Raw genomic sequence first — 18,805 nt, 5'->3', positions numbered from 1 at the left:
CTGCGCGAGCTTGGCACGGCGGTTTGGAACATGGCTAATTAATATCGTTCCTTGGAGGCCGTGTCACTCAAACGTCTGGATCTTTTTTTTCAGCGTCAGAACAGTGATCATCGCGCTCCGCCCGAACACCGAGGAAGCCCCACCATGGAATTGACGCTGGAAGCTGTTGCGCTCTTCGCCCTCAAGCTGGTGCACGAAACCGACGACGGCAGCCCGATAGTGCGCGACGACCCGGTGATGGCTACGTATGAGCGTGAAGTGTTCGGTCTGCTGATGCGCCAGGGTGATCTTCGTGCGATTCAAACTAAGCTGGACGAATGCGTGGCGCAGGCGCTGGTGGCGCTGGGCGGAAAGGAGACGGTGTTGGGACGGGAGTTGGAACGATTGGCCGTCGACACCCGAAAAGCCTCGACACTGGAGGAGCTCGACGCCCCGCTCGACGCACTCAGGCATTACCTCAAAGCGGTCCAGTAACAGCGCTCTTGTGCGAGCGCGCTTGACCGCAGTAAGCACACCTCGTTGATGCTTCCACGAAATGCATCGCTGTATTTGGCGTGCGATGCGCAATGTTGACGTTTTTACTTACTCAGCTCATTGCCACTTATAAAGCAGCCCAAGGACGACGATGAAAAAAACCCTCCTCTACCGCTCCGTCAACACCCGCACCCACGGTGTGACCGCACAAATGCCTACTTGGGCTGAAACGTCTCAAGATACGCCAGGATATTTTCTATCTTCTCCTGATCGCTGATGCCCCAGAAAATCATCCGCGTACCGCTCACCACCTTCTTGGGGTTCTCGATGTACGCGGCGAGTTTTTCGCGGGTCCAGACCACGCCGGAGTTTTTCATCGCGTCGGAGTACTGGTAGTCCTCAGTGGTGCCGGCGGGGCGGCCGATGATGCCATTGAGCTGCGGGCCGAAACCGCCACGCGCGCCTTCGCCGATGCTGTGGCAGCCGCCGCAGGTTTTCGTGAAGAGTCTGCCGCCGGCTTCGGCATCCCCGGCGGCGAAGGCCGGGGCGCTGTTGAGGATCAGGGCGAGGGTCAGAAAGGCGTACTTCATGGGCGACTCCACATCGGCGGTTGCAAGCGATTATGCCTGTTTGTCAGCCATGCACACCCATCCGGATTATCGCTGTGCTGCAATTGCCTCGGCATGAACCCCCAACCTAGACGCCCTGGACGACCACCCATCGCTTGGGACACATCCAATCGAACCTATACCGCTGCGCTCCACTCCACCTAACTGAACCCTGATGGTGGAGTAAGGATCATGGCTCAGCCATCGATTTTAGTATTGGAAGACGACGAAATCATTCGGGCGTTGATGGTGGATGTGCTGGAGGATTTCGGCGCGATTGTGACGTCGTTTCCTTCAGCCGATGAAGGGATGATTTACCTCGAACGCGAGAACGACCCTGTGGACCTGATAGTCAGCGATATTCAAATGCCAGGGTTGCTCAATGGTTATGACTTGAGCCGCGTGGTTGCCCATCGGTGGCCTTCGGTGCGCGTGGTACTGACGTCGGGTAATACAAAAATGGCGGAAGAACTGGGCGGTTCCGTGCGTTTCCTGCCCAAGCCATGGAGCACCGAGCATCTGATCGAATGTGTGCAAACGGCGCTGACCCAGCAGGGTTCGTCGCTGCACTGATAGCGTTGCAATATCACCTAAACCGAACTTACCGGTACGCCTTACGGTCAGTCATGAGGCAGGGAGCGACTCTTCTGATCCGCTGGTCAGGCTTTTCGCCTTGCGCGTACAGTCAATGGCCATGACTTGTGTAGAATCGTCGCCCATTTCCACGCGTCATTCATGGCCGGCAGGCCCACAGTTCGAGCTTATTGCATGCTTTCTCAGGCCCATGACGTTGGTGCGCCCTCCTTGCTTGACGCGTTACGCACAGGCACTGCCCTGCTGCATGTGGCGCTGGAGAAGCGCATGCCGTTTTTTTCCGAGCGCCTCGACGCCGACTGGTATCAGCGCCTGCTGCAGGCCTATCACGGGTTTTACGCGCCGATGGAAGCGGCGCTGTATGCCAGCGCCCGTATTCCTAACGGATTTGATGCCGCCTCGCGTGTGAAAACCCCGACACTGCTTTCTGATCTGCACGCATTGGGCCTGAACGACGCCGCCATCCACGCCCTGCCGTATTGCACCGCGCTGCCTCGCCTGGATACCCCGGCGGCCTGTCTCGGCACGCTCTACGTACTCGAAGGCGCAACCCTGGGCGGCCAGGTGCTGCGCCGGGAAATGGCTCGTCGCCTGGGCATCGACGCCGATAACGGTGGCGCGTTTCTGGATGTGTACGGCGCCGAGACGGGCCGACGCTGGAAAGACTTTCTCGACTATCTGGGTAACCAGGCGCTGGACGCCAAGGCCCGACAGCGCGCGGTTGACGCCGCGCGTTCGACATTCAGCTGCTTCGAGCGATGGCTCGACAGCCAGGAGGTACTGCTATGAAACCCGACGATTTTGAAGAGCTGCTCGCCAACTGCGCTGACGAACCCATTCGTTTCCCAGGGGCGATCCAGCCTCATGGTGTGCTGCTGACCTTGTCTGAGCCGGACCTGAAGATCATCCAGGCCAGCGCCAACGTCGCCACGCTGTTCAACCACGCACCCGAAACGCTGTTGGGCCAGCCGCTGCACAGCCTGCTCGGCGCCGAGCATGCCCAGGCCGTGCAGGCCATGGCTGAACACAACACCTTTGTCGATGCGCCGCCGTTGCACGTCACGCTTAACGGCGCGCAATTCGAAGGCTTGCTGCACCGCCATCAAAACGTGCTGGTCCTGGAATTCGAACCGCGTCTCAAGGATTTCCAGCCACGCGCCCTGAACGGTCGCACCAGTGATTTGGGCAAGATGCTGCGCCGCTTGCAGTCGGCAAAAACCCTGGCGGCGCTGTACGACATCAGCGTGACCGAAATCCAGGCCATGACCGGTTACGACCGCGTACTCATTTATCGCTTCGAAGAAGAAGGTCACGGCCAGGTAATCGCCGAAGCATCCGCACCATCCATGGAACTGTTCAACGGGCTGTTCTTCCCCGCGTCTGACATCCCCGAGCAGGCCCGCGAGCTGTACCGCACCAACTGGTTGCGCATTATCCCGAACGCCGATTATGAGCCGGTGCCTCTGGTACCCAAGCTGCGCCCGGACACCGGAGAGCCGCTGGACTTGAGTTTCGCCACCCTGCGCAGCGTGTCGCCGATTCACTGCCAATACATGAAGAACATGGGCGTGTTGTCTTCCATGAGCATCTCGCTGATGAAAGGCGACAAGCTGTGGGGGCTGATCAGTTGCGGCAACCGCACGCCGCTGCTGGTGCCGAACGAGCTGCGTACCGCCTGCCAGACCATCGGCCAGGTGCTTTCGTTGCAGATCAGCGCTATGGAAGCCCTGGACCTGAGCCACCAGCGCGAAGAAAAAGTCGAAGCCCTGGCGCGGCTGGACAAGGCGATGAAAGCCTCGGACAACAATGTGTTCGACGGCCTGGCCCAACAGCCGCAAGTGCTGATGGACCTGACTCTGGCGGGCGGCGTGGCGATCATCGAAGACAAACAGCTGCACCGCTACGGCAATTGCCCGGAGCCGGCACAGATCCGTGCCTTGCACAAATGGCTGCAGGCAAGCGGCGAGCCGGTGTTTGCCAGCCATAACCTGGCGGCGGTGTACCCGCCGGCGGCCGAGTTCCAGCAGGTGGCCAGCGGAGTCTTGGCCATGGCCCTGCCCAAGCCGGTGGACAACGGCGTGCTGTGGTTCCGCCCCGAAGTCAAAGAAAACATCAACTGGAGCGGCGACCCGAAAAAACCGCTGGACCTGGAAAACTCCGACGCCGGTATGCGCCTGCGTCCGCGCACGTCTTTTGAGATCTGGAAAGTGGAGATGGCCGGTATCTCGACCAAATGGAGCCATGGCGACCTGTTCGCCGCCAACGACCTGCGTCGCTCAGCGCTTGAGAACGACCTGGCTCGCCAGGTCAAGCGTGAGCAACAGGCCGTGCGCGCCCGTGATGACCTGGTGGCGGTGGTGTCCCACGACCTGCGCAATCCCATGACGGTCATCTCCATGCTCTGCGGCATGATGCAAAAAGCCTTCAGCTCCGAGGGCCCACACACTTCGCGGCGAATTTCCACGGCCATCGACACCATGCAACAGGCAGCCGGGCGCATGAATGTGCTGCTGGAAGACCTGCTCGACACCTCCAAAATCGAGGCCGGGCGCTACGTGGTCAAGCCGGTGGCGCTGGATGTGAGCCAGATGTTCGAGGAGGCCTACTCCTTGCTTGCGCCGTTGGCCATGGAAAAAGGCATTGACCTGTCGTTCAACGCCGAGCCGGGCCTGCAGATCAATGGCGACCCGGAGCGTTTGTTCCAGGTGCTGTCTAACCTGATCGGCAACGCCATCAAATTCACCCCGCGCCAGGGCAATATCGGCATCAGTGCCATGAGCAACGGCGAGGAAATCGTATTTTCGGTGCGCGACTCCGGCGAAGGCATTGCCCCCGAACAGTTGCCTTATGTGTTCGATCGTTACTGGACACAGACCGAAAACAATCCCACCGGCAGTGGACTGGGGCTGTATATCACCCAGGGCATTGTCCAGGCCCACGGCGGCGAGATCGTGGCTGAAAGCGAAGTGGGGCGTGGCAGCGAGTTCCGGTTCACGGTGCCGAAAGTGATCGGCGATTCGCATACCTGAGCAGGCCAATGCGTGGGTTCAAGGGTGCGCAGTCACACTCTGCCACGAGGCGTTTATATATTCACCGCCTCGTTTCTCTCTAAGTTGGGTCCGGCTTCGCGATCGCGAGGCTCACCCACTGACAGAAGGAGAGTGACTATGCTCGGCACCATTCATTCCACATTTGGCAACGCTCATTACCCCACCGCGCAGCAAGACGAGGCAGCAGGCCTGCCGCGTAAAAAACGCAGCCTTGATGAGCGCCTATCAACCCTTGTGCCTGAGGCGTGCGACGGTTCCTCACGCACCTCCCGACGCCGCCAGGGCACGTTGGACAGCCTGGGCAAGGGCAACCTGCTCTAAACCGGTGTACGCAGGGCAATATGCGGCCCTGCGTCCCCCCTCTGCTTTAACAAAACGCTGACATTTCCTGCGCTAACCTTGCCGGTTCAAGCCCGGCTGGAGTGTTTCCCTGGATGCTGCCCCCCGATAACCTGCCCGCCGTGCTCGCCGGCCCTTTACTGCGTCGCCTGGAGCCCCGGCGGCTGGTGCTGTGGCTGGCAGGCAGTCGCATGCTGGACCTGAGCCTGACGCTGCAGTGGGCCGACCAGGTCCTGCACATCCCGCTGGATCAAGGCCAGTGTCAGGTCGTGCCCATAGGACGCCACGCCTTCGTCCACCTGATCGATGTGCCGCTGGACCAGGCGTTACCCCAGGACGTGGTCATCGACTACGACTTGCTGGTTGACGGCCTCGGCATCGCCCACTGGGCACCGCACCTGGTGTATGGCGAGGCACTATCGCCGAATTTCATCCTGCACAGCCGCCTCCACCAATTGGTGCATGGCTCCTGCCGTAAACCCCACCATCACGCCGACGATGGTTTGCTCTGCGTCGATCGCCTGCTTGCCGATGCGCGCGCACCGGATGAACGCCCGGCCCTGCTCATAATGAGCGGCGACCAGGTGTACGCCGACGACGTGGCCGGGCCAATGCTGCGGGCGATCCATGCCCTGACTGCGCGGCTGGGGTTGTTCGACGAGTATTTGGACGGTGCGGTGGTGGACGACAGCGCCAGCCTCTACGGGCATCGCGCCAGCTACTATCACCGCGCGGACCTGCTGCCGGCACTGGACAGCAACGAGACCCTGCGCGAGCGCTTTTTCGGCGGGGTGAAAAAACCGATTTTCACCAGCAGCAGCGCCGACAACCATCTGGTGACTTTCGCCGAAGTCATGGCCATGTACCTGCTGGTGTGGTCGCCTACGCCCTGGGGCCTGATCGCTTCCCAACCGCCGCAGTTAAGTGCGCACGACCTGGCGCGCTATGCCCGCGAACGCCTGCGGATCGAGCGATTTTGCAGTGGCTTGCCTGGGGTTGCGCGGGTCCTCGCGCACTTGTCCACCCTGATGATCTTCGACGATCACGACATCACCGACGACTGGAACCTCAGTGCCCAGTGGGAAGAGACCGCCTACGGGCACCCGTTTTCCAAGCGCATTATCGGCAATGCGCTGCTTGCTTACCTGCTGTGCCAGGGCTGGGGCAACCACCCGGACGCCTTCGCCGGCCTATTGCAGCAAACCCGGAGCCTCGCCGCTGCGGTGCACGACAACCACCTCGATGCCACCGCGCAGGATGCCTTGCTCGCGCAATTGTTCAACTTCCAACAATGGCATTACGTACTGCCCACCACGCCCGCCCTGATTGTGCTCGACACCCGCACCCGGCGTTGGCGCAGCGAGTTCACCCTCAAACAACCCTCCGGCCTGCTGGATTGGGAAGCCTTGAGCGAGCTGCAACAGGCATTGCTGGACCATCCCTCGGCGATCATCGTCTCGCCCGCGCCGATCTTCGGTGTGAAGTTGATCGAGACGGTGCAGAAAGTCTTCAGTTGGTGCGGCCACCCCTTGCTGGTGGACTCGGAAAACTGGATGGCTCATCGGGGTGCGGCCCAAGTGATCCTCAATATTTTCCGCCACTCGCGCACGCCGGGTAACTACGTGATTCTGTCGGGCGATGTGCACTATTCGTTCGTGTATTCGGTGTTGATCCGTCATCGCAACGCCGGCCCGCGCATCTGGCAGATCACCAGCAGCGGCATCAAGAATGAATTTCCACCGCGCCTGCTGGAATGGTTCGACCGTCTCAACCGCTGGCTATACTCACCCCGCTCGCCGCTCAACGGGTTCACTCGTCGGCGCACCATGCAGGTGGTGCCCTATATTCCGGAACATGCCGAGGCCGGCGAACGGTTATGGAATTCGGCGGGCATAGGGCAGGTATTTTTCAACGAACAGGGCCAACCGGACGCGATCTTTCAACACAACGCGAACGGTAAGCCTCGCACCAGGATGGTGGCGCCTGAGCAGTAGCGCGCGGCCCCACGCAAGGAGCAGAACGTGGACTACAGGTCAGGCGGCAACCCCCAGCATCAGGATTTCTCACACCTCAACGCCGATATGCTGCACACCATTCTGGAACTGGTCAGCGACGGGATATGGGACTGGAATGCCAACACCGGGTTCGTCTACCGCAGCCCAGGCTGGTACGAAATGCTCGGTCACCCACGCAACGCCTTGGAAAATACGCTGTTCACGTGGGAAAACGTGATCCACCCGGATGATTACGCCCAGGTGATGACCCTGTTCGATGACTACATCAACCGCCGGGCTCCCTACTACCAGGCCGAATACCGCTGCCGTCGAAAAGATAGCAGCTACCTGTGGATCGAAGACCGCGGCTATGTCATCGCCCGTAACGACGACGGCTCGGTGGCGCGGATGATCGGGGCGCATCGGGACATTCAGGCACGCAAGTATTCAGTCGTTCAACTGCAACAGCGCAACCAGTCTCTGGAAGCGCTGGTGGCCGAGCGCACGCAGGAGCTGTCGCGGGTCAATCAGCAACTGCAATTGCAGTTGGATGAAAACCGCGCCCTGGCCGAACGCGATGCCCTGACCCTGGTCGCCAACCGCTATCGCCTGGAAAAAACCCTGCTGCGCGAATGCGAGCGCGCCCAGCGTTTTCGCCGGCCGCTGTGCCTGATCGCAATGGACATCGACGGTTTCAAACCGATCAATGATCGCTATGGTCACAGCGTGGGCGACCAGACGCTGGTGCGCGTAGCGCAATGCCTGGAACGCTGCACCCGCCCCGGCGACCTGCTGGCTCGCTGGGGCGGCGATGAGTTCATGATGACCCTGCCCGACAGCACGCTGGTCACCGCCACGGCACAGGCCGAGCAGATCCGCCGCCAGGTGCGTGCGATCACGGCACCCGCCGACTTCGTCATCACCCTGAGCCTGGGCGTGGCCGAGCGTCAGCTGGATGAGTCGCCTGCGGCGCTGATGGAGCGTGCCGACCAGGCGTTGTATCGCGCCAAGGCGGCAGGGAAGGACGGGGTATCGACCTAACGCCGCCGCGCGGCAGGGCTCCTTCCGATTTGGAATGACCCGAAGACTTTATTTCGTTTGCGACAGACCCGGGCTGGCGGCTTAGATAAAAAACACCCGCCTTTGTCGAGTCCCGGATTCATGAGCCACGCCAGCATCAGCCAGTCGATTTCCATCGTCCACCCCATCAGCCTCAGCCACGGCAGGAACGCCGAAGTGTGGGACACCACGGGCAAACGCTATATCGACTTTGTCGGCGGTATCGGCGTGCTTAACCTCGGCCATTGCCACCCGCACGTGGTGGAGGCGATTCGCGAGCAGGCGACCAGACTCACGCACTACGCCTTCAACGCCGCGCCGCACACGCCTTACATTGAACTGATGGCGCGCCTGAGTGAGTTCATCCCGGTGAGCTACCCGGTCAGCGGCATGCTCACCAACAGCGGTGCGGAAGCTGCGGAGAACGCCTTGAAGATCGTGCGCGGAGCCACCGGCCGCAGCGCCGTGATCGCATTCGACGGGGCGTTCCACGGCCGCACGCTGGCGACTTTGAACCTCAATGGCAAGGTGGCGCCCTACAAGCAAAAAGTCGGCGTATTGCCTGGCCCTGTGTATCACCTGCCCTACCCCAGCGCCGACAACGGCGTGACCTGCGCAGAAGCGCTGAAGGCCATGGACCGCCTGTTCAGCGTGGAAATCGACGTGGATGATGTCGCCTGTTTCATCATCGAGCCGGTGCAGGGCGAGGGTGGTTTCCTGGCTCTGGACCGCGAGTTCGCCCAGGCCCTGCGACGTTTCTGCGATGAGAAGCGGATTCTGTTGATCGCTGACGAAATCCAATCCGGGTTTGGCCGCACCGGCCAGCGCTTTGCCTTTACGCGCCTGGGCATCGAACCGGACCTGATCCTGCTGGGTAAAAGCATCGCCGGTGGCGTGCCGCTGGGGGCGGTGGTCGGGCGCAAGGCACTGATGGACAACCTGCCCAAGGGCGGCCTGGGCGGCACGTACTCCGGCAACCCCATCGCCTGCGCGGCGGCGCTCGCCACCCTGGAGGTGATGACGGACGCACATCTGCAGGCCTGGGGCGCGCAGCAGGAGGCGGCGATTGTGAGCCGCTACAGCGCCTGGCGTGCGCAAGCGCTGTCGCCCTACCTCGGGCGCCTGACCGGCATCGGCGCCATGCGCGGTATCGAACTGGCCAACGCCGACGGCACGCCGGCGCCCCGCCAATTGACGCAACTGCTCGGCCTGGCGCGGGACGCCGGGCTGCTGCTGATGCCCAGCGGCAAGGCGCGGCACATCATCCGCCTGCTGGCACCGCTGACCACTGAGCCGCACGTGCTGGAGGAAGGGCTGACTATCCTTGAAGCCTGCTTCAAGCAATTGGATTGATCCCACACGGTCGGCAGCCTTTCGTCGCGATAACGGCGTTGTGCTGCCTTGACCTGACTCCCCCACCCCTTGAAAATGCGCGACGCTTTTTTGTCCTCGTTTATTGAAGTAGTGAAATTTTAATGTCCGATTCCTACACCGCAGAATCCGTGGCCGCCTTGGCCTCCAAAGCTGAATACGAAAACGCCATCAATCTTTCACAGCATGTGCCAGCGGCCAAATCCATCAGCGAGATGGTGCTGGATGCGTTCCACACCTCCAAGGAGAGCGACCAGATCCGCGAACTGCGCGTCGCCATCCGCCAGGCCCACGACGCGTTCGACGACGACAAGGCCTACGACCTGATGGGCCAGCTCAAGCAACTCAAGGACGCCGAAGCCGCCGACAACCTGGCCTTGGAAGACTTGAGCAGCAAGTTCTCCATCAGCCGCATCCTGTCCAGCTTCAAGGACGATCCCGAGTTCCAGGAGCTGGTCTACGGCCTGGCCCTCAAGGTGTTGAACCAGACGCACCAGGCCATCAGCAACCCGAGCGCCGGCAAGGGCAAGGCGGCACGCGCCAAGAAAGACGCCGACGTGTTCGTGATCAGCAAGGATGGCGCCAGCGTCACCCTGCCACTGCGCACGCCGCGCTCCAGACTGAACGTGGACCGTGAAGCGTTCGAGTTCCTGGGGTTCAGCTTTGTGGGGGAAGGGGACGAGGCCGAGCTGCAAAGCGAGTCGTTCACCGACAACAACGGCGCCGAGTTGCCGGTCACCCGCAAAAACGTGGTGAGCGCCCTGCAGCAGAAGACGGCGTTTGATGGGTACAGCATCGCGCAGCAATAACCCTTCACCTCAGTGAGGGAAGGAGCACCGCCCTTCCCTCGTGGGGCTTGCGCTAGACCCGCGCGGCAAACACCTCGCGAAAGCGCGCCATCTCCTGCTTGCTCCCCACCGTCACCCGCACCCATTGCGGCCAGTTCTGCCACACCCGGCCGATCAGCACGCCCTCGGCGGCGAGCTTTTCGATCACCTGCTGCGCGGGCTGCCTGACGTCGATCATGAAGCAGTTGCTCTGCGAGGCGGTGCAGGTGTAGCCACGGCCCTTGAGCCAAGCCACGGTTTCATCGCGCAACCGCGCATTGAGCGCCTTGCGCTGGGGCAGCACTTTGACGTCTTCCAGGCTGGCAAGGCCGCCAAGCAGCGAGGGACCCGCCGGCACATTGTCGCCGCCAAACACCGCCAGCCGCTCCAGCAGCGCCGGGTGGCCGATGGCCAGGCCCAGGCGTGCGCCGGCCATGCCGTAGATCTTCGAGAAGGTGCGCAGCACCAGCAGGTCGTCGTGGTTCTTGACCCAGCTGACCACGCTGGGGGCGTCGGCGAAGTCGATATAGGCTTCGTCCACTACCAGCACGCTGCCTTTGGGTTTATTCGCCAACGCATCGCGGATGGCCTGGGTCGGGGTGAGGGTGCCGGTAGGGTTGTTGGGGTTGCACAGATAAAGCATGCCGGCCTGAGGGTCGGCGGCGAGCATGGCGCGGATATCGTGGGCATGATGGGCGTCGAGGCTCACCTCCCGCACCGGCGCCTTGTGCGCTTCGGCGGCCTGGCGTGGTACTTCATAGGACGGCGTGGCCATCACCAACCCACGGGTATCGCCGGTGAACGCCAGCACCGCATAACGCAACGCCGCCATGGAACCTGAGAACACCGCCACCTGTTCTTCGGCAATGCCCTGCTGCCGTGCGAACAGCGCCGCCAGGGCGTACATGTGGTTGTAGGGGTAGCGCCCGGTAGTGACGATGCCGCGCTGCATGGCTTCGCGGGCGGCCAGGGCCGGACCGTAGGGGCTTTCGTTGTAGTTGAGCCGGACCTTATCGGCCTTGGCCTGCGGCGTCGCGGCGAGCGCCCAGTCCAGGCGCCCCAGCAATGGCAGGGCGGCGCTCAAGGCGAGAAGGGATCGACGACTCACGCTGACCATGGTGACTACTCCTTGTAGGCGGGTGATGGATTCGCACAGTGCGTACAGAGGGGTATGACGAGATAAGCGTGGGCAGATTTAACCCGGCGCGCGATAACCGCGCATCACTGGGGGGCGCCGGTCGAGGGAGCCGTGGGCGCCCTCTCCCGCAACGGAGCCGGATCGGGCCTATTGGAGCTGTAACTTGTGCTTGAGGCTGTGCATGACCTGTGCCTTGTTCTGCAGGTAGTCATTCAAGCCTCGGGCGCGCAGATTGCAGGCATCGCATTGGCCGCAGCCCGTGCCGATCACGCCGTTGTAGCAGGTCAGCGTCTGTTCGCGCACCAGCTCGAGTTGGTGGTGGTAATCGGCCAGGGCCCAGGTTTCGGCTTTGTTCAGCCACATCAGCGGGGTGTCCAGGCGTACGTCGTACTCCATGCCCAGCTTGAGCGCCTGATTCAGGGCTTTGACGAACTCATCGCGGCAGTCGGGGTAGCCCGAGAAGTCGGTTTCGCACACCCCGGTAATGACGGTCTCGGCCTTGACCTGATACGCGTAAATCGCCGCCAAAGTCAGGAACAGAATATTGCGACCCGGCACAAAAGTGCTCGGCAGGCCATCGCCGGAGCTGTTCACGCTGGGCACCGGAATGTTGTCGCGAGTCAGGCTACTGATGGCCAACTCGTTGAGCAAGGACACATCCATCACTTTGTGCACCGTGGCGCCCAATTGCGTGGCGAGCTGGCGGGCCACTTCGATTTCGGCGACATGGCGCTGGCCATAATCGAACGTAATGCAGTGCACTTCGTCATACAGCGCCAGTGCCTGGATCAGGCAGGTCGTCGAGTCCTGCCCGCCGCTGAACACCATTACGGCTTTTTTACTCATCGCTGTGCTTCCTGGATGCGTGGAATGGGGGATAGTTTAAAGGCCATGCCATAAAAAACCCCGCGCTTCTTGCGAAGGCGGGGCCTTTTACTGCTCGGACCACTCAGTGGGCGTAGGTCAGCAACAGCTCTTTCGGCACTTGGAAATCCAGGGACATCATCACGCTCAGCGCGGTGATGGTGAAGATCGAGAACACGAACAGCTTGCGCGCCCAGACGGTGTCATCCACCGCCTTGTAGCCGGTCCAGGCCATGTACAACCAGTACATGCCCATGGCGGCGGCGACGGCGAGGTAGCTCATGCCGGCGTAGCCACTGAAGGTCAACATCAAGGTCGCCACAAGGAAGGCCAGGATGTAGAGCAGGATGTGTTTCTTGGCCACCTGGATGCCGCGTTTTACCGGCAGGACCGGAATCGACGCAGCCAGGTAGTCATTGAAGCGGAAAATCGCGATGGCGTAGGAATGCGGCATCTGCCACAGGCTGAACATCACCAGCAGCACCAGCGCGGCCATGTCGAAGCTATTGGTTACAGCCACATACCCAATCACCGGCGGCATCGCCCCCGATAGACTGCCCACCAGCGTGCCGTGAACCGACTTGCGCTTGAGGTACAGGCTGTAGAGGCCGACGTAGATGACAAAGCCGATCACGGCAAACAGCGCCGCCAACGGGTTGGCCACCTTGTACAGCAACACCACGCCCGCAACACCCAGGACGGTCGCGAAAATCAGCGCCAGCTTCAGGGAGATAAGGCCCTGGACCAGCACGCGATTCTTGGTGCGTTCCATCTTGATATCGATGTCACGGTCGATGCAGTTGTTGAACACACAACCGGAAGCTACCACCAGGGACGTGCCGATCATTGCAGCCAGGAAGATGGCCAGATCGACATGTCCCTTGGAGGCCAGGAAGAAACCGCCCGCCACAGAAAGCACGTTACCGAAAATGATCCCCGGTTTGGTGATTTGGATAAAGTGCTTAAGCGACATCGGGTCTTACCTCACTTCGCCATCATGTAGGTGTGGATGCTGAACATGATCCACAGCGACAGGCCAACCAGCAGAACGATCACCAGGCCGGCGAACACGAACGCAATCACGTTCTCGCGCTGGGCTTCGGAGCGGTCCAGGTGCAGGAAGTACACCAGGTGCACCAGCACCTGGATAACCGCGAACGCCAGGACAATCATCAACGTGATCGACTTCGGCAGGGTGGGGTACATCACCAGGCCGAACGGGATCAGGGTCAGGATGACCGACAGGATGAAGCCGATCGCGTAAGACTTTACGCTGCCGTGGCTTGCATCGTGGCTGTCATGGGAGTGTGCATTAGCCATTACAGAGTCCCCATCAAGTAGACGACGGTGAATACGCAGATCCAGACCACATCCAGGAAGTGCCAGAACAGGCTCAGGCAGCTCAGGCGAGTCTTGTTGGTGTTGGTCAGGCCGTGCTTATTGACCTGATACATCATCACCGCCATCCACAGCAGACCGGCCGAGACGTGCAGACCGTGGGTGCCGACCAGCGTGAAGAACGCCGACAGGAAACCGCTGCGGTGCGGACCGTAGCCTTCGGAGATCAGCAGGTGGAACTCGTTGATCTCCATGCCGATAAAGCCCAGGCCGAACAGGAAGGTCAGGGCCAACCAGCTCAGTACGCCTTTCTTGTTGCCCTTGTAGAAGGCCAACATGGCGAAGCCGTAGGTGATCGAACTGAACAACAGCAAGGCGGTTTCGCCGAGCACGTAAGGCAGTTCGAAGATGTCGTGGCCCGACGGGCCACCCGCTACGTTGTTTACCAGTACCGCGTACACCGCGAAGATCGACGCAAACAAGATGCAGTCGGTCATCAGGTAGAGCCAGAAACCGAAGACGGTCATTGGCCCCGAGTCGTGGTGATGGTCATCGTGCCCATGGTCATCGACATGGGCGTGTCCAGCATTGGTCACTAAGTTCGACATGGTTTAAGCCTGTTCCAACGAGGTTTCTACACGGTTGGCCGGGATTTTCTTCTCGGCGACCAGGCGAGCGTGCTGCTCGGCTTCGATGCGTTCGATCGTTTCGACCGGCACCATGTAGCCTTGATCATCACGTGCGGCGTGGACGATGAAGTAACCGATGGTACCCACCAGGCTCACGATCGCCAGCCACCAGATGTGCCAGATCATCGCGAAACCGAATACGGTCAACAGCCCACCCATCACCACGCCAGTGGCGGTGTTGCTTGGCATGTGGATCGGTTCGTAGTGCTTAGGCTTCTGGTACGCAGTACCGTCTTCCTTGGCTTCGGTGAACGCATCGATGGTGTTCGCAGTCGGGATCACGGCGAAGTTGTAGAACGGTGGTGGCGACGAGGTCGACCATTCCAGGGTGTGGCCGTTCCATGGGTCGCCGGATTCGCACATGTTCTGCTTGCGATCACGCACGCTGACATACAGCTGGATCAGCTGGCAGGCGATACCCACCGCAATCATCACCGCACCGAACATGGCGACGTACAGGTACGGCACCCACTCAGGGTTGGTGGTGGCGTTCAGACGACGGGTCATGCCCATGAAGCCCAGTGCATAGAGCGGCATGAACGCGACGAAGAAGCCCGAGATCCAGAACCAGAATGCAGCCTTGCCCCAACCTTCGTGCAGCTTGAAGCCGAACGCTTTCGGGAAGTAGAAGCTGAAACCGGCGATGTAACCGAATACCGCACCACCGATGATCACGTTGTGGAAGTGCGCGATCACGAACAGGCTGTTGTGCAGCACGAAGTCAGCACCCGGGATGGCCAGCAGTACGCCGGTCATGCCGCCGATGGCGAAGGTCACCATAAAGCCCAGGGTCCACAGAACCTGGCTGGTCATGCGCAGACGACCGTGGTAGATGGTGAACAGCCAGTTGAATAGCTTCACCCCCGTCGGGATGGAAATCAGCATCGTCGCCAGGCCGAAGAAGGCGTTGACGCTGGCCCCCGAACCCATGGTGAAGAAGTGGTGCAGCCACACCATGAAGCCCAGTACCGAAATTGCGCCCGATGCGTAGACCATCGAGTGGTGACCGAACAGGCGCTTGCCGGTAAAGGTCGAGATCACTTCGGAGAAGATACCGAACGCCGGCAGGATCAGGATGTACACCTCAGGGTGACCCCATGCCCAGAACAGGTTCACGTACATCATTGGATTGCCACCAAGTTCATTGGTGAAAATGTGGAAATCCAGGTAACGGTCAAGCGACAGCAGCGCCATGGTGGCGGCCAGGATCGGGAACGAAGCCACGATCAGGACGTTGGCCCAGGTGCAGGTCCAGGTGAAGATCGGCATGTCCATCAGTTTCATGCCAGGGGCGCGCATTTTCAGGACGGTGGCCAGGAAGTTGACCCCCGTAAGCGTCGTCCCGAGCCCTGATAACTGTAGAGCCCAGATGTAGTAGTCCACCCCCACGCCAGGGCTGTACTGAATGCCCGACAGCGGCGGATAAGCAACCCAACCGGTCTTGGCGAATTCGCCGACGCCCAGGGACACGTTGATCAGCACCACGCCGGAAACCAGCAGCCAGAAGCTCAGGGAGTTCAGGAACGGGTAGGCCACGTCACGCGCGCCGATCTGCAGCGGCACTGCCAGGTTCATCAAGCCGGTGAAGAATGGCATCGCCATGAAGATGATCATGATCACACCGTGGGCGGTGAAGATCTGGTCATAGTGTTCAGGTGGCAGGTAGCCAGGCGAACCCTCGGTGGCCATGGCCAACTGGGTACGCATCATGATGGCGTCGGCAAAACCGCGCAGCAGCATGACCATGGCGACGATGATGTACATCACGCCGATTTTCTTGTGGTCGACCGAGGTCAACCACTCGGTCCACAGGTAGGTCCACTTCTTGAAGTAAGTGATACCCGCGAACAGTGCCAGACCACCCAGCGCGATCATGGCGATGGTCACCATTACGATCGGCTCGTGGAACGGGACCGCATCCCAACTTAATTTACCAAACATCGTTTACTCCTCTGCCCCAGCAGTTGAATGCGCGCCCGTCTCAGAACCTTCAACCACGGCCACTTCTTTCTTCTCGTGCTTGACCGGCTTGCCTGGCTTCATACCTTCGTACTTGTCGACGATTTTCTGAAACAGGTTCGGCTCGTACGAGGAGTACAGCGCGACAGGGTTGTTCTGGCTTGGTTTGGCCAGGGCGTCGTATTCAGCTTGATCAAGCTGTTTAGGTGCGGCCTTGACTTCGGCTACCCAGGCGTTGAAGTCTTCCTGGCTCGTCGAGATCGCTTTGAATTTCATGCCGGTAAAGCCAGCGCCGCTGTAGTTGGCGGAGATGCCTTCCATTTCAGCTTTCTGGTTGGCGATCAGGTGCAGCTTGGTCTGCATGCCTGCCATCGCGTAGATCTGGCCGCCCAGGGCTGGGATGAAGAACGAGTTCATCACGGCGTCGGAGGTGATCTTGAAGTTCAGCGGAGTGTGCTCCGGGAAGCGGATCTGGTTAACCGTGGCGATACCCAGGTCCGGGTAGATGAACAGCCACTTCCAGTCCAGCGCGACCACTTCGATATTGATCGGCTTGGCATCCGATTCCAGCGGACGGTACGGGTCCAGCGCGTGGGTGGACTTGTAGGTCACATAACCCAGGGCAATGATGATGAGGATCGGAACCAGCCACACCGCGATTTCGATCTTGGTGGAGTGCGACCACTTCGGCGCGTAGGTGGCGCTGGTGTTCGACGCGCGGTATTTCCAGGCGAAGGCGAAGGTCATGATGATCACAGGGACCACGACCAGCAGCATCAGCAGGGTGGCGGTGATGATCAGGTTTCGTTCATCCAGACCGACCTGTCCTTTTGGGTCGAGCAAGGTCCACTTGCAGCCTCCCAGCATTAACATCATGCCAAGCAGCGGCAAAAAGCCTAGTAATCGGGGGTACCTGTTTTTACTCATCTCACGACCTCTAAAGCAGCTTGCGCAATGCAGTTGGGTTTTGATCGCCAACACTTCACCCTGCCAAGGGTTGGCATTTCTCTTCGATTGAATAAGAGCCTGCTCGCACTCCATCACTGGACGATTTGCGAACCTGCGGTGAGTTCTTATTCGATTTCGTGGCTAAAGGCCTTGTTACAGACCAATTCCATTTGGTGCGGATAGTTGAAAGGCTGCCGGAACCTGGGGTCGCACAGAGCCATCCATCTGCCCCTCGACCGCTCCAATGCTCAAATATTGAACAGCACCGGACATTCAGTGCGGGCGATTGTAGTTAGCTAGCGATGTATAAACCATGTCTTATAAAGAAATAATTTTTATCGAAAGCAGCAATAATCCTTCACCAAAATTGCAAAGGTCGGGGATCTTATCGCGTTCAATTCGCCACAAAAACCACAAAAATTGCCGTGTTATAGGGCAAACCGCCATAGTCCTGACCCTGTGCAAGGGCTTGGTAAACCGTTGCAAGTCCCCATAAAACAAGGCATTCGGACATCACCCAATGCTCCGCGCCGCGCGTGATTCGTGGCGTCGGCCAAACGATGAAGTGACAGCACATTTTGGCCGTTTGGTGCAAATTTAAGCGAGGCTGTGGCGGGTCAGAAACGTCCTGCGGCGACTTCCGTGTGACAACATGTCGCACACTGTGCGCACCTAAAATTGTCCGACGTCACGTCGTCTTCACAAAAGGCCAGCTGCAAAAAAAGCCCCGGCCTTCGGTGAAGAAGAACGGGGCGTTTTCAACCATCGGTTCAGGCGTTGCGTCGACGATTGCGATAGATGCCCAGCGGCACCAGGATCACGGTCAGCACAAATGCCACCAGCGCCCATTGGGCCAGGGACAGACCCAGGATTGGCGGGTAAGGCGTGCTGCAGAAGCCATCGACCTGGAAGCCCAAGGGGAAAACCTTGGCCAGCGGCAGATCGTCGACAATCGGTTGCAGCACATCGACGCCGCAACTGACCTGCGGGAAGAACTGGGTGTACACATGATGCCCGGCGGCGGCCACCCCACCCAAGGCGCTGAGGACCACCAGGCCTTCGAAAAACGTGATGGCGCCCTTGGTGCGCATGGCGGCGCCGATAAAGGCAAAGATCGCGATCAACAGCAAAGCGTAGCGCTGCAGAATGCACAGCGGGCACGGCGCCTCGCCGAGCACCACCTGCATGTACAGCGCCCCGCCGATCAACGCCAGGCAGATGATGCCCAGCAACACCAGAAAGCGCCGCTCCCTGCCTAAACGCAATTCGTCACTCATCCCGGTTTTCCCTTTGTTTGGTTGTGGCTCTGGCCGCAAGTTTACACACAGGGAGTGGTTTAAACAGAGACGGGTTAACGGCGGATTAATCGCGCGAAATGGAAAACCAAATGTGGGAAGGGGCTGGCCCCGATGAGGGTGTGTCAGCTGGCTGATGCACCGCTATCGGGCGCAGAGGTATCGGCAGATATATCTTCACATCTTCGCTGTGAACAGAAAGTGACGTTCTTGTAGTGAGCGGGCTTGCCCCGCGCCGGGACGCGAAGCGGCCCCACT

Annotated in this window: 18 protein-coding genes; 9 read left to right on the top strand and 9 right to left on the bottom strand. The window is 60.1% G+C overall.

The annotated features are described in order from the left end of the window. Positions 1-144: 144 nt before the first annotated feature. A complete protein-coding gene (locus tag QRN10_RS17240; RefSeq protein ID WP_181078690.1) occupies positions 145-474 on the top strand; it encodes a hypothetical protein in 330 nt (109 codons plus the stop codon). A gap of 215 nt (positions 475-689) precedes the next feature. Here QRN10_RS17240 and QRN10_RS17235 read toward each other — a convergent pair whose 3' ends face one another. Then, complete coding sequence (locus QRN10_RS17235) at positions 690-1,064, bottom strand: c-type cytochrome (protein ID WP_181078692.1); 375 nt, start codon at positions 1,062-1,064, stop codon at positions 690-692. A gap of 210 nt (positions 1,065-1,274) precedes the next feature. Between QRN10_RS17235 and QRN10_RS17230 the strand changes: the two genes are divergently transcribed. The 8 genes from QRN10_RS17230 to QRN10_RS17195 all read left to right on the top strand — a co-directional run bounded on the left by QRN10_RS17230 (position 1,275) and on the right by QRN10_RS17195 (position 10,298). Beyond that, positions 1,275-1,655 (top strand): response regulator, encoded by a 381-nt coding sequence (locus tag QRN10_RS17230; protein WP_181078694.1) that lies wholly within the window; start codon positions 1,275-1,277, stop codon positions 1,653-1,655. Positions 1,656-1,850: 195 nt separating this feature from the next. After that, positions 1,851-2,465: a biliverdin-producing heme oxygenase gene (locus QRN10_RS17225; protein ID WP_181078696.1), complete on the top strand. Its 615-nt coding sequence runs from the start codon at positions 1,851-1,853 to the stop codon at positions 2,463-2,465. Then, positions 2,462-4,705, top strand: a complete 2,244-nt coding sequence (locus tag QRN10_RS17220; protein ID WP_253509292.1) for an ATP-binding protein — start codon at positions 2,462-2,464, stop codon at positions 4,703-4,705. The genes QRN10_RS17225 and QRN10_RS17220 overlap by 4 nt, the downstream gene beginning before the upstream one ends. A gap of 138 nt (positions 4,706-4,843) precedes the next feature. Beyond that, positions 4,844-5,047, top strand: a complete 204-nt coding sequence (locus QRN10_RS17215) for a hypothetical protein (RefSeq protein ID WP_253509294.1) — start codon at positions 4,844-4,846, stop codon at positions 5,045-5,047. 113 nt (positions 5,048-5,160) lie between these two features. Further along, positions 5,161-7,059: a metallophosphoesterase family protein gene (locus QRN10_RS17210; RefSeq protein ID WP_285428761.1), complete on the top strand. Its 1,899-nt coding sequence runs from the start codon at positions 5,161-5,163 to the stop codon at positions 7,057-7,059. Positions 7,060-7,086: 27 nt separating this feature from the next. Then, positions 7,087-8,100 carry a sensor domain-containing diguanylate cyclase gene (locus tag QRN10_RS17205; protein ID WP_502941428.1) on the top strand — a complete coding sequence of 338 codons (1,014 nt, stop codon included), beginning with the start codon at positions 7,087-7,089 and terminating at the stop codon, positions 8,098-8,100. A 120-nt stretch (positions 8,101-8,220) separates the two neighbouring features. Further along, positions 8,221-9,471: a 2-aminoadipate transaminase gene (locus tag QRN10_RS17200; protein WP_285428760.1), complete on the top strand. Its 1,251-nt coding sequence runs from the start codon at positions 8,221-8,223 to the stop codon at positions 9,469-9,471. A 122-nt stretch (positions 9,472-9,593) separates the two neighbouring features. After that, on the top strand, positions 9,594-10,298 hold the full coding sequence (locus tag QRN10_RS17195) for a hypothetical protein (RefSeq protein ID WP_181078730.1): 705 nt from the start codon (positions 9,594-9,596) through the stop codon (positions 10,296-10,298). 52 nt (positions 10,299-10,350) lie between these two features. Here the strand turns inward: QRN10_RS17195 and ptaA are convergent, their stop codons facing one another. The 8 genes from ptaA to QRN10_RS17155 form a co-directional block, all read right to left on the bottom strand. Then, complete coding sequence (ptaA, locus tag QRN10_RS17190; protein WP_285428759.1) at positions 10,351-11,433, bottom strand: pyoverdine biosynthesis transaminase PtaA; 1,083 nt, start codon at positions 11,431-11,433, stop codon at positions 10,351-10,353. A gap of 168 nt (positions 11,434-11,601) precedes the next feature. Further along, a complete protein-coding gene (queC, locus tag QRN10_RS17185) occupies positions 11,602-12,300 on the bottom strand; it encodes a 7-cyano-7-deazaguanine synthase QueC (RefSeq protein WP_285428758.1) in 699 nt (232 codons plus the stop codon). Between the two features lie 103 nt (positions 12,301-12,403). After that, the gene (gene cyoE, locus QRN10_RS17180) at positions 12,404-13,291 is read right to left on the bottom strand and encodes a heme o synthase (protein WP_003176002.1); all 888 of its coding nucleotides are present in this window, start codon (positions 13,289-13,291) and stop codon (positions 12,404-12,406) included. A gap of 11 nt (positions 13,292-13,302) precedes the next feature. Beyond that, positions 13,303-13,638 (bottom strand): cytochrome o ubiquinol oxidase subunit IV, encoded by a 336-nt coding sequence (gene cyoD / locus QRN10_RS17175; protein ID WP_003176003.1) that lies wholly within the window; start codon positions 13,636-13,638, stop codon positions 13,303-13,305. Further along, on the bottom strand, positions 13,638-14,264 hold the full coding sequence (locus tag QRN10_RS17170) for a cytochrome o ubiquinol oxidase subunit III (RefSeq protein WP_024077337.1): 627 nt from the start codon (positions 14,262-14,264) through the stop codon (positions 13,638-13,640). Before QRN10_RS17170 ends, cyoD begins: the two co-directional genes overlap by 1 nt. Positions 14,265-14,267: 3 nt before the next feature. Next, positions 14,268-16,286 carry a cytochrome o ubiquinol oxidase subunit I gene (gene cyoB / locus QRN10_RS17165; RefSeq protein ID WP_181078735.1) on the bottom strand — a complete coding sequence of 673 codons (2,019 nt, stop codon included), beginning with the start codon at positions 16,284-16,286 and terminating at the stop codon, positions 14,268-14,270. Between the two features lie 3 nt (positions 16,287-16,289). Beyond that, positions 16,290-17,231, bottom strand: coding sequence for a ubiquinol oxidase subunit II (gene cyoA, locus QRN10_RS17160; protein WP_181078737.1), 942 nt, complete (start codon positions 17,229-17,231; stop codon positions 16,290-16,292). A gap of 791 nt (positions 17,232-18,022) precedes the next feature. After that, positions 18,023-18,529, bottom strand: a complete 507-nt coding sequence (locus tag QRN10_RS17155) for a disulfide bond formation protein B (protein ID WP_181078739.1) — start codon at positions 18,527-18,529, stop codon at positions 18,023-18,025. Positions 18,530-18,805 lie beyond the last annotated feature (276 nt).

It is taken from the genome of Pseudomonas sp. lyk4-R2A-8, from assembly GCF_030209095.1.
Classification (GTDB): domain Bacteria; phylum Pseudomonadota; class Gammaproteobacteria; order Pseudomonadales; family Pseudomonadaceae; genus Aquipseudomonas; species Aquipseudomonas quebecensis.
Note: the sequence above shows the minus strand (reverse complement) of the source record. Positions and strands in the feature narration are given on the sequence as shown.

Excerpts from the sequence above, each read along its gene's own strand:
- QRN10_RS17240 (WP_181078690.1), top strand. The coding sequence starts at position 145 with ATGGAATTGACGCTGGAAGCTGTTGCGCTCTTCGCCCTCAAGCTGGTG.
- QRN10_RS17235 (WP_181078692.1), bottom strand. The coding sequence starts at position 1,064 with ATGAAGTACGCCTTTCTGACCCTCGCCCTGATCCTCAACAGCGCCCCG.
- QRN10_RS17230 (WP_181078694.1), top strand. The coding sequence starts at position 1,275 with ATGGCTCAGCCATCGATTTTAGTATTGGAAGACGACGAAATCATTCGG.
- QRN10_RS17225 (WP_181078696.1), top strand. The coding sequence starts at position 1,851 with ATGCTTTCTCAGGCCCATGACGTTGGTGCGCCCTCCTTGCTTGACGCG.
- QRN10_RS17220 (WP_253509292.1), top strand. The coding sequence starts at position 2,462 with ATGAAACCCGACGATTTTGAAGAGCTGCTCGCCAACTGCGCTGACGAA.
- QRN10_RS17215 (WP_253509294.1), top strand. The coding sequence starts at position 4,844 with ATGCTCGGCACCATTCATTCCACATTTGGCAACGCTCATTACCCCACC.
- QRN10_RS17210 (WP_285428761.1), top strand. The coding sequence starts at position 5,161 with ATGCTGCCCCCCGATAACCTGCCCGCCGTGCTCGCCGGCCCTTTACTG.
- QRN10_RS17200 (WP_285428760.1), top strand. The coding sequence starts at position 8,221 with ATGAGCCACGCCAGCATCAGCCAGTCGATTTCCATCGTCCACCCCATC.
- QRN10_RS17195 (WP_181078730.1), top strand. The coding sequence starts at position 9,594 with ATGTCCGATTCCTACACCGCAGAATCCGTGGCCGCCTTGGCCTCCAAA.
- ptaA (WP_285428759.1), bottom strand. The coding sequence starts at position 11,433 with ATGGTCAGCGTGAGTCGTCGATCCCTTCTCGCCTTGAGCGCCGCCCTG.
- queC (WP_285428758.1), bottom strand. The coding sequence starts at position 12,300 with ATGAGTAAAAAAGCCGTAATGGTGTTCAGCGGCGGGCAGGACTCGACG.
- cyoE (WP_003176002.1), bottom strand. The coding sequence starts at position 13,291 with ATGTCGCTTAAGCACTTTATCCAAATCACCAAACCGGGGATCATTTTC.
- cyoD (WP_003176003.1), bottom strand. The coding sequence starts at position 13,638 with ATGGCTAATGCACACTCCCATGACAGCCACGATGCAAGCCACGGCAGC.
- QRN10_RS17170 (WP_024077337.1), bottom strand. The coding sequence starts at position 14,264 with ATGTCGAACTTAGTGACCAATGCTGGACACGCCCATGTCGATGACCAT.
- cyoB (WP_181078735.1), bottom strand. The coding sequence starts at position 16,286 with ATGTTTGGTAAATTAAGTTGGGATGCGGTCCCGTTCCACGAGCCGATC.
- cyoA (WP_181078737.1), bottom strand. The coding sequence starts at position 17,231 with ATGAGTAAAAACAGGTACCCCCGATTACTAGGCTTTTTGCCGCTGCTT.
- QRN10_RS17155 (WP_181078739.1), bottom strand. The coding sequence starts at position 18,529 with ATGAGTGACGAATTGCGTTTAGGCAGGGAGCGGCGCTTTCTGGTGTTG.